14 protein-coding genes and 1 pseudogene are annotated in these 15,533 nt (G+C 69.5%); 9 read left to right on the forward strand and 6 right to left on the reverse strand.

Features of this window, described 5'->3' with window-relative positions; genetic code table 11:
• Nucleotides 1–14: 14 nt before the first annotated feature.
• Nucleotides 15–893: a MarR family transcriptional regulator gene (locus ACYQ8K_RS26685; RefSeq protein WP_459973824.1), complete on the reverse strand. Its 879-nt coding sequence runs from the start codon at nt 891–893 to the stop codon at nt 15–17.
• 74 nt (nt 894–967) lie between these two features.
• On the opposite strand from ACYQ8K_RS26685, the gene ACYQ8K_RS26690 reads away from it, so the two are divergent.
• Nucleotides 968–2,119, forward strand: coding sequence for an NAD(P)H-dependent amine dehydrogenase family protein (locus ACYQ8K_RS26690; protein WP_459973849.1), 1,152 nt, complete (start codon nt 968–970; stop codon nt 2,117–2,119).
• On the opposite strand, the gene ACYQ8K_RS26695 is transcribed toward ACYQ8K_RS26690, so the two are convergent.
• Both ACYQ8K_RS26695 and ACYQ8K_RS26700 read right to left on the reverse strand, forming a co-directional pair.
• Complete coding sequence (locus tag ACYQ8K_RS26695; RefSeq protein WP_459973826.1) at nt 2,116–3,525, reverse strand: alpha/beta hydrolase domain-containing protein; 1,410 nt, start codon at nt 3,523–3,525, stop codon at nt 2,116–2,118. The genes ACYQ8K_RS26690 and ACYQ8K_RS26695 overlap by 4 nt on opposite strands.
• Nucleotides 3,526–3,538: 13 nt before the next feature.
• Nucleotides 3,539–4,629, reverse strand: a pseudogene (locus ACYQ8K_RS26700) (sigma-70 family RNA polymerase sigma factor).
• Between the two features lie 133 nt (nt 4,630–4,762).
• Here ACYQ8K_RS26700 and ACYQ8K_RS26705 point away from each other — a divergent pair.
• The 4 genes from ACYQ8K_RS26705 to ACYQ8K_RS26720 all read left to right on the forward strand — a co-directional run bounded on the left by ACYQ8K_RS26705 (nt 4,763) and on the right by ACYQ8K_RS26720 (nt 9,064).
• Nucleotides 4,763–5,596, forward strand: coding sequence for an alpha/beta hydrolase (locus ACYQ8K_RS26705; RefSeq protein ID WP_459973828.1), 834 nt, complete (start codon nt 4,763–4,765; stop codon nt 5,594–5,596).
• Nucleotides 5,597–5,685: 89 nt separating this feature from the next.
• Nucleotides 5,686–6,435 carry a DUF2786 domain-containing protein gene (locus tag ACYQ8K_RS26710; protein ID WP_459973830.1) on the forward strand — a complete coding sequence of 250 codons (750 nt, stop codon included), beginning with the start codon at nt 5,686–5,688 and terminating at the stop codon, nt 6,433–6,435.
• Nucleotides 6,432–6,944, forward strand: coding sequence for a TIGR04338 family metallohydrolase (locus tag ACYQ8K_RS26715; protein WP_459973832.1), 513 nt, complete (start codon nt 6,432–6,434; stop codon nt 6,942–6,944). The genes ACYQ8K_RS26710 and ACYQ8K_RS26715 overlap by 4 nt, the downstream gene beginning before the upstream one ends.
• Before the next feature lie 44 nt (nt 6,945–6,988).
• Nucleotides 6,989–9,064, forward strand: coding sequence for a beta-glucosidase (locus ACYQ8K_RS26720; RefSeq protein ID WP_459973851.1), 2,076 nt, complete (start codon nt 6,989–6,991; stop codon nt 9,062–9,064).
• 41 nt (nt 9,065–9,105) lie between these two features.
• Here ACYQ8K_RS26720 and mymT read toward each other — a convergent pair whose 3' ends face one another.
• Nucleotides 9,106–9,252 (reverse strand): copper-binding metallothionein MymT, encoded by a 147-nt coding sequence (mymT, locus tag ACYQ8K_RS26725; RefSeq protein WP_067124138.1) that lies wholly within the window; start codon nt 9,250–9,252, stop codon nt 9,106–9,108.
• Between the two features lie 158 nt (nt 9,253–9,410).
• On the opposite strand from mymT, the gene ACYQ8K_RS26730 reads away from it, so the two are divergent.
• Nucleotides 9,411–10,064 carry an O-methyltransferase gene (locus ACYQ8K_RS26730; protein ID WP_459973834.1) on the forward strand — a complete coding sequence of 218 codons (654 nt, stop codon included), beginning with the start codon at nt 9,411–9,413 and terminating at the stop codon, nt 10,062–10,064.
• 3 nt (nt 10,065–10,067) lie between these two features.
• On the opposite strand, the gene ACYQ8K_RS26735 is transcribed toward ACYQ8K_RS26730, so the two are convergent.
• On the reverse strand, nt 10,068–11,051 hold the full coding sequence (locus ACYQ8K_RS26735; protein WP_459973836.1) for a nitronate monooxygenase: 984 nt from the start codon (nt 11,049–11,051) through the stop codon (nt 10,068–10,070).
• Nucleotides 11,052–11,213: 162 nt separating this feature from the next.
• On the opposite strand from ACYQ8K_RS26735, the gene ACYQ8K_RS26740 reads away from it, so the two are divergent.
• A complete protein-coding gene (locus tag ACYQ8K_RS26740; protein WP_459973837.1) occupies nt 11,214–11,654 on the forward strand; it encodes an SPW repeat protein in 441 nt (146 codons plus the stop codon).
• 84 nt (nt 11,655–11,738) lie between these two features.
• Here the strand turns inward: ACYQ8K_RS26740 and ilvD are convergent, their stop codons facing one another.
• The gene (ilvD, locus tag ACYQ8K_RS26745; protein WP_459973839.1) at nt 11,739–13,451 is read right to left on the reverse strand and encodes a dihydroxy-acid dehydratase; all 1,713 of its coding nucleotides are present in this window, start codon (nt 13,449–13,451) and stop codon (nt 11,739–11,741) included.
• A 118-nt stretch (nt 13,452–13,569) separates the two neighbouring features.
• On the opposite strand from ilvD, the gene ricR reads away from it, so the two are divergent.
• Both ricR and ACYQ8K_RS26755 read left to right on the forward strand, forming a co-directional pair.
• On the forward strand, nt 13,570–13,860 hold the full coding sequence (gene ricR, locus ACYQ8K_RS26750) for a copper-sensing transcriptional repressor RicR (protein WP_459973841.1): 291 nt from the start codon (nt 13,570–13,572) through the stop codon (nt 13,858–13,860).
• Between the two features lie 119 nt (nt 13,861–13,979).
• Nucleotides 13,980–15,239 (forward strand): MFS transporter, encoded by a 1,260-nt coding sequence (locus tag ACYQ8K_RS26755; RefSeq protein ID WP_459973843.1) that lies wholly within the window; start codon nt 13,980–13,982, stop codon nt 15,237–15,239.
• The last annotated feature ends 294 nt before the right edge of the window (nt 15,240–15,533 follow it).

A 15,533-nucleotide genomic window follows, 5' to 3' on the forward strand; every position in this document is an offset into this window, starting at 1 on the left:
TAATCGCGGCCGCGTCAGGGCAGCGCGGCGGCGAGCAGGCCCTGGGCGTGCCGCAGCGCGGCGTCGACTTCCGGCAGGGTCAGCCCGGTGGGGTGGCCCAGGTGAATCTCGATCTGGTACTCCGGCTGGCCGTCATGGCCGAATATCGGCAGGACGACGAATTCCGTTGTGGGTAACTCGGTTTCGAGGATATCGGTGATCGACTGCAGGGCCATCATCGTCATCAGCGTGGTGAGCTGGCGGGTGACCTGTGCCGTTGGCTCCAGCGAGGCCAGCACGTCGGCCAGCCGGGTGTGCAGCGACCGGTGGGTGTCGTCGAAGCGCCAGGCGCCGTAGCCGCGGGCGCGGATATCCGCCAGTACCCGCCGGTGCTCGGCGATTTCGGCGCGGGTGAGCCTGGGCAGCACGCGGTGCAACCACGCCGAGACGGAGTCGTCGTCGCGCCAGGCCATGGCGACCAGGCCGAACGGCGGGTCGATGGGGAAGTGTTGCCCCACGGCATGTTCGCCGTCGGTGCCGTGGCCGACCGCGTCGACGGTGGTCAGATGACGCGGGCCGATCCTCGACATCGAGCAGCCCGCGCCGAGCGTGTCGTGCAGGAAGCGCAGCGCGTCGCGCCCGCGGTCCAACAGCGGGAACTGTTCGCGCAGCCCGTGCACCAGCCCGAACAACCCGCTGCCCAGCCCGTAGCGGCGATCGCCGCGACGGGCCACCCAGGCCCGTCGCTCCAGTTCGGCCAGCACCAGGGCGCAGGTCGAGGTGCTGATCGCGCAGCTCTTGGCCAGCTCGGCCGAGGTGAGGCCTTCCCTCGAATTGGCCAGGGCGGCAAGCACATTCATCACCCGCGCGGTAGGCGGTGACTTGGCGCCCGGCTCGCGTCGTGTCCCGGCCATTGACGTATCCACCGCCAGCTCCCTACGATCCGTCCAAAATGCAAGAAGATCCGTCCTAATATTAGGAGATGGTTGTGTTCAAGGTGGGGGTATGGGGGCCGGGATCGATGGGTGTGATCGCCCTGCGTGGGGTGATCGACCATCCGGAGCTCGAACTGGTCGACGTCGTGGTGCACAGCGACGCCAAGGCCGGCAGGGATGCCGGGGAGTTGTGTGGCATCGCGCCGGTCGGCGTGGTGGCCACTCAGGATCCGGCGGCTCTGCTGGCCGGTGACGCGGACGTGGTGGTGTATGCGGCCGCGGCCAACCTGCGGCCGGTCGATGCCGTGGCCGACATGGTCTCGATCCTGCGGTCCGGCAAGAACGTGGTGTCCTGCTCGGTGGTGCCGCTGGTCTTTCCCGACGGGCTTGACGCCGCCTTCACCGGCCCGCTGCGGCAGGCCGCGCTCGACGGCGGGGTGTCGTTCTTCACCACCGGCATCGACTCCGGGTTCGCCAATGACGTGCTGCCGCTGGTGCTTACCGGCGTCTCCCGGGCAATCGAGTCGGTGCGGGTCACCGAGATGTTCAACTACGCGACCTACCCGGACCGTGCTGCGGTGTATGAGATCCTCGGCTTTGGCAAGCCGCCCGAATATCAGGCATTCGCGGCGCAGCCCGGAATATTCACCTTCGCGTGGGGACCCGTCCTGCACCAGCTCGCCGCGGGGTTGGGCGTCAAGATCGACGACATCGAGGAGAGCGTCGAGCGCATTCCGGCCGCCGAGTCCTTCGACACCCCCACCGGTCACATCGCGGCCGGCACCATCGCCGCGATGCGCTCGACGCTCACCGGATATGTCGACGGCAAGCCGACATTCATCGTCGACCACGTGACGCGCATGCGTGACGATATCGCCCCCGACTGGCCGCAGCCCCACATCTCCATTCCGCCGAAGGATCTCGGCTACGGGCTGGCCTCCGGGCAGGGCCTCTACCGCGTCGAGATCGAGGGATCGCCAAGCATGCGCTGCGAATTCGAAATGGCCGAAGACCACGACCACGACCTGGGGGCGCGCATCGCGGGCGCCTCGCGGATGGTCAACGCCATCCCGGCGGTGTGCGCGGCCCCGCCCGGCCTGCTGTCGGCGCTGGACCTGCCGCTGATCCCCGGGACCGGCTTGGTCCGCCCGGTGCCGGGGCCGCCGCCCGACAGCCGGCTGTTCCAGCCGGGGAATCCGGCCTAAGCCCGCTCGCCGGGATACGTCGCGGCGGCCAGCTGCAGGATCTCGGCGCGGTCGGCCGGCAGGATGAACCCGGCGCCGATCGCCGCGTCGAGGGCGCCGGTGAAGCTTTCCAGGTATTGCGTGCTGCCGCCGGGGTAGAGCCGCTGGATTGTGTTGGCGTCGAACAGCTCTCCGGAGCCGAAGATCGCCGACATGATGCTCTCGTCGCCGCCCAGGCCGGACGTCCTGGCGATCGGCACGTCCACCCATGGCGTCCTGATGCCGCCGCGGGCGATACCGTTGGCGTCCGTAACGGGTTGTGGCGCAGAGCTTTCGCGGACCTCGAGCGGGTCGGCGCCCGGCGCGGGTTCGCCGGTGGCGACCCAGGTGTTCAGCGCCGCGAGTGCCGCCTGCACCACATAGTGGTGCTGCGGGCCGAAGTTGATGTTGCGCGCCAGTTGCTGGCCCATCAGCGTGCTGGTCGGCGTGTAACCGGCCACGATGGCCTCGAGCGGTGCCGAGCCGCTGTCGATGAACGCCACCTGGATCGTGTAATTGTCGGCGTGGGCGGCGCCGGCGATCTCCCAGACCCGCAGCCGGTCGTTGTCGGGCTGCCTGGCGAAGTAGTAGCCCTCGCGCGGTCCGCCGAAGACGTCGGTCTCGGTGATGACCGTGAGCAGCGGGACGCGCAGTTCCGGGCGGAACGTAACCGCCGGCGTCGCAGGGGATTCGTCGAAGATCGAACTGCCGTCCAGCGGCGCGGCCGAACCGAACCGGGAGTGGACCAGGAAACCGTCGTAGCGGGGGGACTGCGGATCGACGGCGTTGATGTAGGTGGTGAGGAACATCGCGGACTGGGATTCGCCCAGGGCGATGACGCGTCGCGCGGGCAGGTCCCGCAGGATAGGGCCGTGCTCGCCACCTTTGATGAGCCCACCGATCTGCGAGAAGATGTCGTACGAGAACGCATCGCCCGGGTGGTGCAGGCCCGCATAGCGTTGCGGGTCTTGGCTTTTCAATGACATGTCAGCGCTCAGCAGGCTTTCGCCGCCCTCGACCCCCACCCGCTGGGCCGACACCGCGACGTAAGCGTAGCCGGAGCGCAGGATTTCGCGGTGCGCCATCATCCACACCGCGGCGGCGTCGATGCCACCGCTGACATTGAGCCATTCGACGAGCACCGTCCCGTTGAACCGGGCCGGGTCGGACGGCGTCAACGCCACGACGCGGGTGGTGTAATCGGCCGAGCCCGAGGGGGTTACGTCCCAGCGACCGTCGGGGCCCAGTTCGCTCACCGGTGCGTAGCTAGTGGCCGTGCCGGCGACGACGAACTCCTCGACGGCGTAGCCCACGTCGGCCAGGTCGAAAGCGCTCAGCAGCAGTGCAGGCGTGCCGGGGACGGGCGTCACCTGGGTGGTGTTCGTCATGCAAGCAACCTCCTCAACTCTGGCCCGCGGACAGCGCACTGGGCAGCCCGAACTTGGCGAACAAGCTGTCGTCGAGGAAGGCCACCACGTGGCACACCTTGCCGCCCTGGACATCCAGCACGTGCAGCTGGAAGGGCACGTGTACGTCGCCGGCGCGCATGTACATGGCCGCGGCGAGCTGGCCGTTGGCGACCAGCGGCAGCATGCGCATGTCCCCGCTGCCCTCCGCCGGGCACTGCTGGTGAATGAGCGTGATGATGGCGCCCGCACCCTGATACCAGCCGGTGTACGGCGGCATCTCCCAGATCGCCTCGGCGGTGAACAGGTCGACCAGCCGATCGATGTCATAGGTTTCGAACGCGGCGATGTAGCGCGCCAGCAGGTCCTGGGCCTCGGCCGAATCCGGTTGCACCAGTGGGTCTTCGGAGCTGGGTCCGGCGGACTCGAGCTGGGAGCGGGCGCGCTGCAGCAGGCTGTTGACCGCGGTGGTGGTGGTGCCGACGGCGTCGGCGACCTCGGCGGAGCGCCAGCCCAGCACGTCGCGCAGCAGCAGCACCGCCCGTTGCCGGGGCGGAAGATATTGCAGCGCAGCGACAAACGCCAATCGCACCGACTCCCGCGACCCGACGACGACGGACGGGTCGGCGGGATGCTCGGTCAGCTCCGGTAGCGGTTCCAGCCAGGGCACCTCGCGTCGCTCCACCAGTTCGGCGGTTGGGTCCGAGCTCGGACCGCCGAGCCCCACCGGCAACGGCCTGCGCTGGCGCCCCTCCAGCGCGGTCAGGCAGGTGTTGGTGGCGATGCGGTGCAGCCAGGTCCGCATCGTGGACTTGCCTTCGAAGCGGTCGTAGGCCTTCCAGGCCCGCAGTAGGGTCTCCTGCACCAGGTCCTCCGCATCGTGCAGGGAGCCGGTCATTCGGTAGCAGTGGGCGAGCAGTTCGCGCCGATACGGTTCGGCGTGCGCGGAAAAATCCGTGCCGGCCGCCGGGTCACCTTCAGAGTTCTGCGCGAGAAGGCTCATTCGCATGAGCCTACGCAGTGTCTGGGAGCACGTCGCGCATCAGCAGCCACTACGCTGCCCGTATTGACGTCTTCCGCCGCCATAACAAGGTTGAGGTTCACGGTTCAGCGACTGGCTCGTACCGAGGTCTCCCCGTGCCAGGACCACCGACAATCTGTCCGAAGGAGGGAGGCGGCGTTCCTTACCGGCTGAGTCGGAGTTGAACGCCCAGAACTCATGAACCGCACTGAGCGCAGTTTCGACGGGTTCGGCGGTGTGCGCATCGTCTACGACGTCTGGACACCCGACATCGCCCCGCGGGCGGTCCTGGTGCTGTCCCACGGTCTCGGGGAGTACGCGCGCCGCTACGACCATGTCGCGAAGCGCTTCGGCGAGGCGGGCCTGGTCACGTACGCGCTGGACCATCGCGGGCACGGCCGCTCCGGCGGCAAACGCGTGCTGGTGCGCGACATCCACGAGTACACCGCCGACTTCGACACCCTGGTCGGCATCGCCACCCGGGAACACCACGGCCTCAAGTGCATCGTGCTGGGGCACAGCATGGGCGGCGGCATCGTCTTCGCCTACGGCGTCGAACGTCCGGACAACTACGACCTGATGGTCTTGTCGGGGCCCGCGGTGGCGGCCCAGGACCAGGTGTCGCCGCTGCTGGCGCTGGCCGCCAAGGTGCTCGGCGCCATCGTGCCCGGGCTGCCGGCGCAGGAACTCGACGTTGACGCCATCTCGCGGGACCCCGCGGTGGTGGCCGCCTACAAAGACGATCCGCTGGTGTACCACGGCAAGGTGCCGGCCGGCATCGGCCGCGCGTTGCTGCAGGTCGGCGAGACCATGCCGCAGCGGGCACCGGCCCTGACGGCGCCGCTGCTGGTGGTGCACGGCGAGCAGGACCGGCTGATCTCCGTCGCGGGCAGCCGCCGCCTCGTCGAGTGTGTCGGATCCACCGACGTGGAGTTGAAGGTCTATCCGGGGCTCTACCACGAGGTTTTCAACGAGCCCGAGCGCGAGCAGGTGCTCGACGACGTGGTCTCCTGGATCAGCGCTCGGCTGTGAGGCGGGGCGTGTCGGATGGCTTGAGTATTTTGGCGGCATGACTCGCGCCGGCGACGATGCAGAGCGAAGCGATGGGGAGGAGCGGCGCCATGACTGACGACAAGATGCTGGCGCGCATCGCCGCACTGCTGCGTCAGGCCGAGGGCACCGACAACACTCACGAAGCCGACGCGTTCATGTCCGCCGCGCAGCGGCTCGCGACGGCCGCGTCCATCGACCTCGCGGTGGCGCGGTCGCATTCGGCCCAGCGGTCGGCTGCGCAGACGCCGACGCAGCGCACCATCACGATCGGGGCGGCCGGCACCAAGGGGTTGCGCACGTACGTCCAGCTGTTCGTGCTGATCGCCGCGGCCAACGACGTGCGCTGCGACGTGGCCTCGAATTCGACGTTCGTGTACGCCTACGGGTTCGTCGAGGACATCGACGCCAGCCACGCTCTGTACGCCAGCCTGGTCGTCCAGATGGTCCGCGCGTCGGACGCCTACCTGGCCTCGGGCGCGCATCGGCCCACGCCGACGATCACCGCCCGGCTCAACTTTCAGCTGGCGTTCGGCGCGCGCGTCGGCCAGCGGCTGACCGAGGCGCGCGACCAGGCTCGGCAGGAGGCCACCAAAGATAACCGCCGATCGCCGGGCACCGCTATCGCGTTGCGGGACAAGGAGATCGAGCTGGTTGACTACTACCGCGGCGCGTCGAAGGCCCGCGGCACCTGGCAGGCCAGCCGAGCGTCGGCCGGGTATTCGTCGGCGGCGCGGCGCGCCGGCGACCGGGCCGGCAAGCGGGCGCGGCTCGGCAACAGTCCCGAACTCCCCGGGGCGCGGAGTGCGCTGAGCGGGTGACCGCGGGGAACTCCCCACGCCGGGATTCTCAACGCTCCAAGGTATATGCGGCCGAGGAGTTCGTCCGGACGCTGTTCGACCGTGCCGCCCAACACGGCTTGCAGGTGGTGGAGTTCTTCGGCACCCAGCTGACGCTGCCGCCCGAGGGGCGATTCGCGTCGGTGGCCTCAGCGCAGCGCTACGTGGACGACGTGCTGGCGCTCCCGGCGGTGCGGCAACGCTGGCCGGACGTGTCGCCGCTGCGGGTGCGGGGACGGCGCGCCGCCAGCGCCGCGCACTACGAAAATCAGGACGGCACAGGCGTTATCGCGGTTCCCGATCGGGACACCGCCGACTGGGCGCTGCGCGAGCTGGTGATGCTGCACGAAGTGGCGCATCATTTGTGCCAGGCCGATCCGCCGCACGGCCCCGAGTTCGTTGCGACGATCTGTGAGCTGACGGAGCTGGTGATGGGACCGGAACTGGGGCACGTGCTGCGGGTGGTCTACGCCAAAGAGGGCGTCCGGTGAACGCCGCCGACCCCGACGCGCGGGCGCGCGAGATCGAAGCCCGGATGACCGACGACGAGCGATTCGCGCTGCTGGTCTCGGTGATGGGGGCCGGCGACATGTGGCCGGTGCGCGACGAGCGCATTCCCGCCGACACGCCGATGAGTGCGGGATACGTGCCCGGGGTTCCCCGACTCGGTGTGCCCGCCTTGCTGATGAGCGATGCCGGCCTGGGCATCACCAATCCCGGTTTCCGCGCCGGCGACACGGCCACCGCGCTGCCCGCCGGCCTGGCGCTGGCCGCCAGCTTCAACCCGTCGCTGGCGCGGGCCGCGGGCGAGGTGATCGGCCGCGAGGCGCGCGGCCGCGGGTTCAACGTGCAGCTCGCCGGCGCGATGAACCTGGCCCGAGACCCGCGTAACGGCCGCAATTTCGAATACCTTTCCGAGGACCCGCTTTTGACCGCGGTGATGGCCGCCGAGTCGGTCGAGGGCATCCAGCACCAGGGCGTCATCTCAACGGTCAAGCACTACTCGCTGAACTGCAACGAAACCAACCGGCACTTCCTGGACGCGGTCATCGATCCCGACGCCCACCGCGAATCCGATCTGCTGGCCTTCGAATTGGCGATCGAGCGCTCGCGGCCCGGCGCCGTGATGACCGCCTACAACAAGGTCAACGGCGACTACGCCGCCGCGAACGCCGTCCTGATCGACGACGTGCTGAAAGGTGCGTGGGGGTACCGGGGCTGGGTCATGTCGGATTGGGGCGCCACGCCGAACTGGGAGTGCGCCCTGGCCGGCCTCGATCAGGAGTGCGGGGCCCAGATCGACGCGCTGCTGTGGCAGGCCGAGTCCTTCGGCGCGCCGCTGCGCGACGCGTACGCCGACGGCAGGCTGACTCCGGAGCGCCTGTCGGACATGGTCCGCCGGATCCTGCGATCCATGTTCGCCGTCGGCGTTGACCGCACCGACGCGGCGCCGGAACCGGACCTGGCCGCGCACAACGACATTGCGCTGGAGATAGCCCGGCAGGGCACGGTGTTGCTGACCAACCGCGGCCTGTTGCCGTTGGCGCCCGGGTCGGGCCCACGCATCGCCGTCATCGGCGGGTTCGCGCACGTGGGCGTGCCGGCCGGATACGGTTCGAGCACCGTCGTCCCGCCGGGTGGATACGCGGGGGTGGTTCCGATCGGCGGCTCGGGCCTCGAGGCCGGGATGCGCAATCTGTACCTGCTGCCGTCGAGCCCGCTGGAGGAGTTGCGAAAACTGCTCCCGCAGGCCCACATCGAGTTCGATCCCGGTGTCAACACCACCGAAGCGGTGCGGGCGGCGCGCACCGCCGACATCGCAATCGTGTTCGCGGTCCGAGCGGAGGGCGAGGGTTTCGACCTCGGCGACCTGTCGCTGCCGTGGGGCCAGGACGAGCTGATCGCGGCGGTCGCGGCCGCCAACCCCGACACCGTGGTGGTGCTGCAGACCGGCAATCCGGTATCCATGCCCTGGCGCGACTCGGTGAATGCCGTTGTGCAGGCGTGGTTTCCGGGCCAGGACGGTGGCCGGGCCGTCGCGGAGATCCTCTCCGGGACGGTGAATCCCTCGGGACGGCTGCCGATCACCTTTCCGGTCGACCTCGCCCAGACGCCGCGCCCGCGGCTGCCCGGTACGGGCGAACCGTGGGGGACACCGACCACGATCGATTACGTCGAGGGAGCCGACGTCGGCTACCGCTGGTTCGCCCGACGTGGTCATGACCCGATGTTCGCCTTCGGTCATGGTTTGTCCTACACCAGGTTTGACTACCGCGACCTGGCGGTCAGCGGCGGGGAAACCATCAGCGCCAGTTTCAGCGTGGTCAACGTCGGCGACCGCGCCGGGGCCGACGTACCGCAGCTGTACCTGATGGCCGCCGCCGGCGAACCGTGTTTACGGCTGCTGGGGTTCGAGCGGGTGGATCTCGCGCCGGGCGCGACACGGCGGGTGACCGTCGAGGCGGATCCGCGACTGCTCGCCCGCTATGACGGCAGCGCCAGGAGTTGGCGGATCAGCCCGGGCGCCTATACGGCCGCGGTGAGTGCGTCGGCGAACGCGATGCGGCTGGACGCCACGGTCCAGCTGATCGGCCGTACGTTCGGGCGATAAGTCACCGGGGCGTACGCCCGAACGCACGACCGGCCCGGCGGTTACTTGACGGGGGTCAACGCGTCGCCGCACGTGCAGCGGTACGGCTCACCCGAACCCGAGCAGTGGCAGGGAACCTCGATGCGGACGCGACAGCCGCAGCCTTCGTGACCGCACGTCAGCTCGGTACCGGCCTCGTAAGTTGCCATTTAACTCACCCTTTTCCTGTTGTGGTGATTCTTGCGGTGCGGGTCGACCGCGCCCTCACTATATACCCCCCACGGGTATACCGTAAACGCCCGCGACCGGTCCGATGCCGACCCGCCCGCCCGTGCCAACGCCGGCGGGCGCGGCTAGCGTGGGCGCCATGACCGAGAACCCAACCCCCAAAGACGTCGACGCATTCTTGGACAGCACAGTGGTGGACGGCGATCCGTCGTTGACCGCGGCCCTCGAGGCCAGCGACGCGGCGGGGCTGCCGTCGATCGCGGTGTCGGTGCAGCAAGGAAAGTTCCTGAGCCTGCTCGCCGGTGCCCTCGGTGCGCGCAGCATCCTCGAGCTCGGGACGCTGGGCGGTTTCAGCACCATCTGGCTGGCGCGCGGCGCCGGCCCGCAAGGACGCGTCGTGACGCTGGAATACGAGCCCAAGCACGCCGAGGTGGCGCGGGCCAACTTGGAGCGGGCCGGCCTCGCCGATCGGGTGGAGGTGATCGTCGGGGCCGCACTGGACACGCTGCCGACGGTGACCGGGCCGTTCGATCTGATCTTCATCGACGCCGACAAGGAGAACTACCCGGCGTACCTGGAGTGGGCGGTGCGATTGGCCCGCCCCGGCGCGGTAATCGTGGCGGACAACGTGATTCGCCAGGGCCAGATCCTCGATCCGGAGTCCGACGCCCAGGCGCAGGCGGTGCGCCAGACGCTGCAGGCGATGGGCGAGCACCCGCGGCTGGACACCGCGGTGCTGCAGACGGTGGGCGCCAAGCGGTGGGACGGCTTCGCGTTCGCGTTGGTGCGGTAGCCCTCAGCGGGAAGCGAGGTCGTCGACGGCCCGCTCGGCGGAGGTGAGTTCGCCGATCCGCAAAGCGGTTTCGCCCGCATACAGGGCCGCACTGTCCAACCAGGAATCGGGCACGCCGGCCACCGGCGCCAGCGGTGTGAAGAACGGCAGGGCGGGCGACTGCAGGCGCATCAGCGGTCCCGCGTCGAAATAGCCCAGCGCCGACAGCGGTCGGCTGGCCGCGTTCAAGGCGGCGGGCAGCGCCTTGGCCTTTCCGTTTCGGTGGCACCATCGGCGGGTGGCCGCGTTGGGGACGACGCGGTGGCGCAGCGGCCAGCTCAGGCCGAACAGGTTGGTTTCGATTGTCTTGTCCGCCTGCAGGATCCGCTGCTGGTAGGAGCGGCTCGCGTTGGCCTCGTGGGTCAACAGGAAGCGCGTGCCGGCAATGACACCGCTGGCGCCGGCGTCCAGCGCGGCTCGCGTGTCGGCGCCGGTGGCGATGCCGCCGGCGACGAACACCGGACGACCGGCGGCCGCGGCGAGGGCGCGCGGCAAAAAGTCCAGAGCCGCCATGGTTCCCACCAGATGGCCGCCGGCCTCGCGCCCCTGGGCGATCACACCGTCGGCGCCGGCGGCGATCGCAGCACGCGCCTGCGCAGCGGTGCCCACCATGACGAAGACGAAGATCCCCGCATCGCGCAGATGCTCCACGAGCCCCGGCTTTTCGCCGAACGCCAGCACGACGGCGTCCACCCGCGCGTCGACGCAGACAGCGACGTGCCGGCGATGAACGAAGGGCATCAACAGGTTTACCGCGACCGCGCGGTCCGGCGCCTGCGCACGCACCCGCTCGATCGACGTGCGTAGCCGCTGGGGCGTGTCGATGCCCAGTGTGCCCAGTCCGCCCGCCCGGGCTACCGCGCCCGCCAGCTCCGCGCCCGCCAGCCCGCCGCCCATGCCGGCCTGCCCGACCGGAGCGTCGAGCCGCAGCCGGTCCGCGATATCCATGGCCTGAGACGCTACGCGCGTTGTCTATTCGGCCCCGACGGACGGCCCTGCCGTGACGCCGGTTTTCGTTGCTGGCCAACGGCGTGCGGGCGTAATCTTGACGGCAGATGGATGGGTGCGACAACGCTCAAAAGGCTTGCCGCATAACAGAAAGGTCACAAAATGAGTACAGTCCATTCATCAATCGATCACCACCCCGATTTGTTGGCTCTGCGAGCGCGTTACGAGCGCGTGGCCGAGTCGATGAGCGCGCATGTCACGTTCGGTCTGGCCCTGCTGACCGGCCTGTACGTGGCCGCATCGCCGTGGATCGTCGGATTCAACGGCACGGCATCGCTTGCCACATCCGACCTGATCGTCGGGATCGCGGCGGCGTTCCTGGCCTACGGGTTCGCGACGACGCTGGATCGCGCGCACGGCATGACCTGGACGCTGCCGGTGCTGGGCCTGTGGGTCATCGTCTCGACGTGGATCCTGCCGGGCGTCGTGATGACCGCCGGCATGACGTGGTCGAATGTCGTCGCCGGTGTGTTGTTGGCGTTCCTGGGCTTCAACGCGACCTACTTCGGCATGCGCACCCGCGCGTCGGACACGCACGTCTGATCACCCTCGGCGCGAGCGTGCGTGTGTGCACACGACACGCCGTGTGCCGCTGGCATTCTGCGCACGCTCGCGCCAAAAGGGCCGTTAACCGCAGACCGCGCCGATGGCGGCCGAGCTGACCAGCTTCACGTACTTGGCCAGCACGCCGGTCTTGTAGCGCGGCTCCGGCGGGGTGAAATCCTTTCGCCGAGCCTCGAATTCGGCCGGATCGGTCAGCACGTCGAGCACGTGGTTGGCCACGTCCAGCCGGATCCGGTCGCCGTCGCGCAGGAACGCGATCGGCCCGGCGTCGACCGCCTCGGGCGCGATGTGACCGACGCACAGGCCGGTGGTCCCGCCGGAGAAGCGGCCGTCGGTCAGCAGCAGCACGTCTTTGCCCAGGCCGGCGCCCTTGATGGCGCCGGTGATGGCCAGCATTTCGCGCATGCCGGGCCCGCCCTTGGGTCCTTCGTAGCGGATCACCACCGCGTCGCCCTTGGTGATGGTGCCGTCCTCCAAAGCGTCCAGCGCGGCCCGCTCCCCGTCGAAAACCCTTGCGGTGCCCTCGAACACGTCGGAGTCGAAACCGGCCGACTTGACCACCGCACCCTCGGGCGCCAGCGAGCCCCGCAGGATGGTGATGCCGCCGGTCGGGTGGATGGGATTGCTCAGCGCGCGCAGCACCTTGCCGTCCGGGTCGGGTGGGGCGATCTCGGCCAGGTTCTCGGCCACCGTCGCACCGGTCACCGTCAGGCAGTCGCCGCGCAGCAGCCCGGCATCCAGCAGCGCCTTCATCACCACCGGCACGCCGCCGATGTGGTCGACGTGGGACATGACGTGGCGCCCGAACGGCTTCACGTCGGCGAGGTGTGGGACCTTCGACCCGATCCGGCTGAAATCGTCGAGCGAGAGCGCGACGCCGGCCTCGTGGGCGATGGCCAGCAGGTGCAGCACCGCGTTGGTCGAGCCGCCGAACGCCATCACCACGGCGATCGCGTTCTCGAAAGCCTCCTTGGTGAGGATGTCGCGGGCGGTGATGCCGCGCCGCAGCAGTTCGACGACGGCCGCACCGCTGCGCCGCGCGAACCCGTCGCGGCGGCGGTCGGTGGCCGGCGGTGCCGCGCTGCCCGGCAGCGACATGCCGAGCGCCTCGGCGGCGCTGGCCATCGTGTTGGCGGTGTACATGCCGCCGCACGCGCCCTCACCGGGACAGATCGCGCGCTCGATGGCGTCGACGTCCTCGCGGGGCATCAGGCCCCGGGCGCAGGCGCCGACCGCCTCGAACGCGTCGATGATGGTGACCTCGCGCTCGCTGCCGTCAGACAGCTTGGCGACCCCGGGCAGGATCGAGCCCGCATACAGGAACACCGAGGCCAGGTCCAGCCGGGCGGCGGCCATCAGCATGCCGGGCAGCGACTTGTCGCAGCCGGCCAGCAGGACCGAGCCGTCCAGGCGTTCGGCCTGCATCACCGTCTCGACGCTGTCGGCGATCACCTCGCGCGACACCAGCGAGAAGTGCATGCCCTCGTGGCCCATCGAGATGCCGTCGGACACCGAGATCGTGCCGAACTCCAGCGGGTAACCACCGGCCGAGAACACGCCCTCCTTGACCGCCTTGGCCAGCCGGTCCAGCGAGAGGTTGCACGGGGTGATCTCGTTCCACGACGACGCGACGCCGATCTGCGGCTTGGCGAAGTCCTCGTCCCCCATGCCTACGGCCCGCAGCATGCCCCGGGCGGCGGCCTTCTCCAGGCCGTCGGTGACGTCACGACTACGCGGCTTGATGTCGGCGGATGCGGCCGAATCGGTGGTGGGCATTGTTCAAGTATGCGCTGGCCAGTCGCGATGCCAATTTCCGGGGTGATACCCCGACGGGGTATAAGCTGGAGTTTGGCGTGCCGCCGCCGCAGGGCGGGCGAATTGGCAGGGGAGACAGATGACGAACGACCACGGGTACTCGCAGCAGAAGGACAACTACGCCAAGCGGCTGCGGCGCATCGAGGGCCAGGTGCGGGGCATCGCCCGGATGATCGAAGAGGACAAGTACTGCATCGACGTCCTCACCCAGGTCAGCGCCGTCAACAGCGCGCTGCGATCGGTCGCCCTGAACCTGCTCGACGAGCACCTGAGCCACTGCGTCACCCGCGCGGTCGCCGAGGGCGGCGACGATGCCGACGACAAGCTCGCCGAAGCCTCCGCCGCGATCGCGCGCCTGGTTCGTTCCTGATTTCGTGCCTCATCGGTGATGTAGTTGAGACCCGTGTCCCGGCCCTGATTCAGGGGGAGGCGTGGTTGCGGTCCGTACGGTAAGGCAGTGTGATCGCATTAGGCGCGACAACCCAGGAAATGGGTAGTCCGGCCGATACAGACGCCATGACTGCCGAAATCAACGCTGCCGCGCGAACGTGGACCCCACGGATCGCGGCTCAGTTGGCTGTGCTGGCCGCCGCGGCCTTCACCTACGTCACCGCCGAGATTCTGCCGGTCGGCGCGCTGCCGGCCATCGCTCGCGACCTGCACGTCAGCCTGTTTGCGGTCGGAACGCTGCTGACCTGGTACGCCTTCGTGGCGGCCCTCACGACGTTTCCGCTGGTGCGCTGGACGGCGCATTGGCCGCGGCGCCGCGCGCTCATGCTCAGCCTGACCTGTCTGACCGCCTCGCAGGTCATCTCGGCGCTGGCGCCCAACTTCGCGGTGCTGGCCGCCGGGCGGGTGCTCTGCGCGATCACCCACGGCCTGCTGTGGGCGGTCATCGCGCCGATCGCGACCCGGCTGGTGCCGCCGACGCATGCGGGGCGCGCCACCATGTCGATCTACGTCGGCACCAGCCTCGCGCTGGTGGTGGGCAGCCCGCTGACCGCCGCGCTGAGCCTCATGTGGGGCTGGCGCCTGGCCGTCGTGTGCGTCACCGTCGCGGCCGCCGCCGTCACTCTCGCCGCCCGGCTGATGCTGCCCGAGATGGTGCTCACCGAGGACCAGCTCGCCCACGTGGGTCCCAGGTCGCGACACCACCGCAACCCGCGGCTGATCCTGGTGAGCGTGCTGGCGATGATCGCGGTCACCGGCCACTTCGTGTCCTACACCTACATCGTCGAGCTGATCCGCAACGTCCTCGGCGTACGCGGGCCCAACCTCGCCTTCGTGCTGGCCGCGTACGGGCTGGCCGGCCTGCTGTCGTTGCCGCTGGTGGCGCGGCCGCTGGACCACCGGCCCAAGGGCGCCATCATCCTGTGCATCACGGGGCTGACGTCAGCCTTCGTGGTGTTGACCGGGCTGGCGTGCGGTGGTAGGACGGGCGTGGCCACCGCGCTGATCGGCACCGCCGCCATCGTGCTGTGGGGGGCGATGGCCACCGCGGTCTCCCCGATGATGCAGTCCGCAGCGATGCGCAACGGCGCCGACGACCCCGACGGGGCGTCGGGTCTCTACGTGACCGCCTTCCAGGTCGGCATCATGGCCGGCTCGCTGGCCGGCGGCCTGTTCTACGAGCGCAGCGTCACGATGATGCTGACCGCTTCGGCGGCCCTGATGGCCGTCGCGCTCACCGGCATCGTGGCCAACCGGCGGATGCTGGACGTTGCTCCGACAAGCTCACCCGATTCATAGCCGCCCAGGTCAACCCCCTGATCGCCGCCCTTTCCGGGGAGCACCCGACCGGCGGTGACGGTAGCTGGCGCGGCCTCTATGCCAGACTGTGTCGAGACATCGAGTGGAGGTATGCATATGTCGGGCTGGACGAGGGCCGCTACGTTGAAGCGCCGCTTCGCCGCTCTGAACGCCGCCGGCTTGGCGTCCGTCATGGGCTTGGCGCTGGTGCTCAGCGCCGCTCCCGCGCTGGCGGATCCGGACCCGGCGCCCGCAGACCCGGGCGCGGTCGCGGCCCCGCCCGGACCGCCGCCC

The sequence above is a fragment of the Mycobacterium sp. MUNTM1 genome, assembly GCF_054660795.1.

What these genes read in the sequence shown, in the direction of transcription:
- ricR (WP_459973841.1), top strand. Translation starts at nt 13,570, where the DNA reads ATGACGAACGACCACGGGTACTCGCAGCAGAAGGACAACTACGCCAAG.
- ACYQ8K_RS26730 (WP_459973834.1), top strand. Translation starts at nt 9,411, where the DNA reads ATGACCGAGAACCCAACCCCCAAAGACGTCGACGCATTCTTGGACAGC.
- ACYQ8K_RS26695 (WP_459973826.1), bottom strand. Translation starts at nt 3,525, where the DNA reads ATGACGAACACCACCCAGGTGACGCCCGTCCCCGGCACGCCTGCACTG.
- ACYQ8K_RS26755 (WP_459973843.1), top strand. Translation starts at nt 13,980, where the DNA reads ATGGGTAGTCCGGCCGATACAGACGCCATGACTGCCGAAATCAACGCT.
- ACYQ8K_RS26720 (WP_459973851.1), top strand. Translation starts at nt 6,989, where the DNA reads ATGACCGACGACGAGCGATTCGCGCTGCTGGTCTCGGTGATGGGGGCC.
- ACYQ8K_RS26685 (WP_459973824.1), bottom strand. Translation starts at nt 893, where the DNA reads ATGGCCGGGACACGACGCGAGCCGGGCGCCAAGTCACCGCCTACCGCG.
- ilvD (WP_459973839.1), bottom strand. Translation starts at nt 13,451, where the DNA reads ATGCCCACCACCGATTCGGCCGCATCCGCCGACATCAAGCCGCGTAGT.
- ACYQ8K_RS26705 (WP_459973828.1), top strand. Translation starts at nt 4,763, where the DNA reads ATGAACCGCACTGAGCGCAGTTTCGACGGGTTCGGCGGTGTGCGCATC.
- mymT (WP_067124138.1), bottom strand. Translation starts at nt 9,252, where the DNA reads ATGGCAACTTACGAGGCCGGTACCGAGCTGACGTGCGGTCACGAAGGC.
- ACYQ8K_RS26740 (WP_459973837.1), top strand. Translation starts at nt 11,214, where the DNA reads ATGAGTACAGTCCATTCATCAATCGATCACCACCCCGATTTGTTGGCT.
- ACYQ8K_RS26710 (WP_459973830.1), top strand. Translation starts at nt 5,686, where the DNA reads ATGACTGACGACAAGATGCTGGCGCGCATCGCCGCACTGCTGCGTCAG.
- ACYQ8K_RS26735 (WP_459973836.1), bottom strand. Translation starts at nt 11,051, where the DNA reads ATGGATATCGCGGACCGGCTGCGGCTCGACGCTCCGGTCGGGCAGGCC.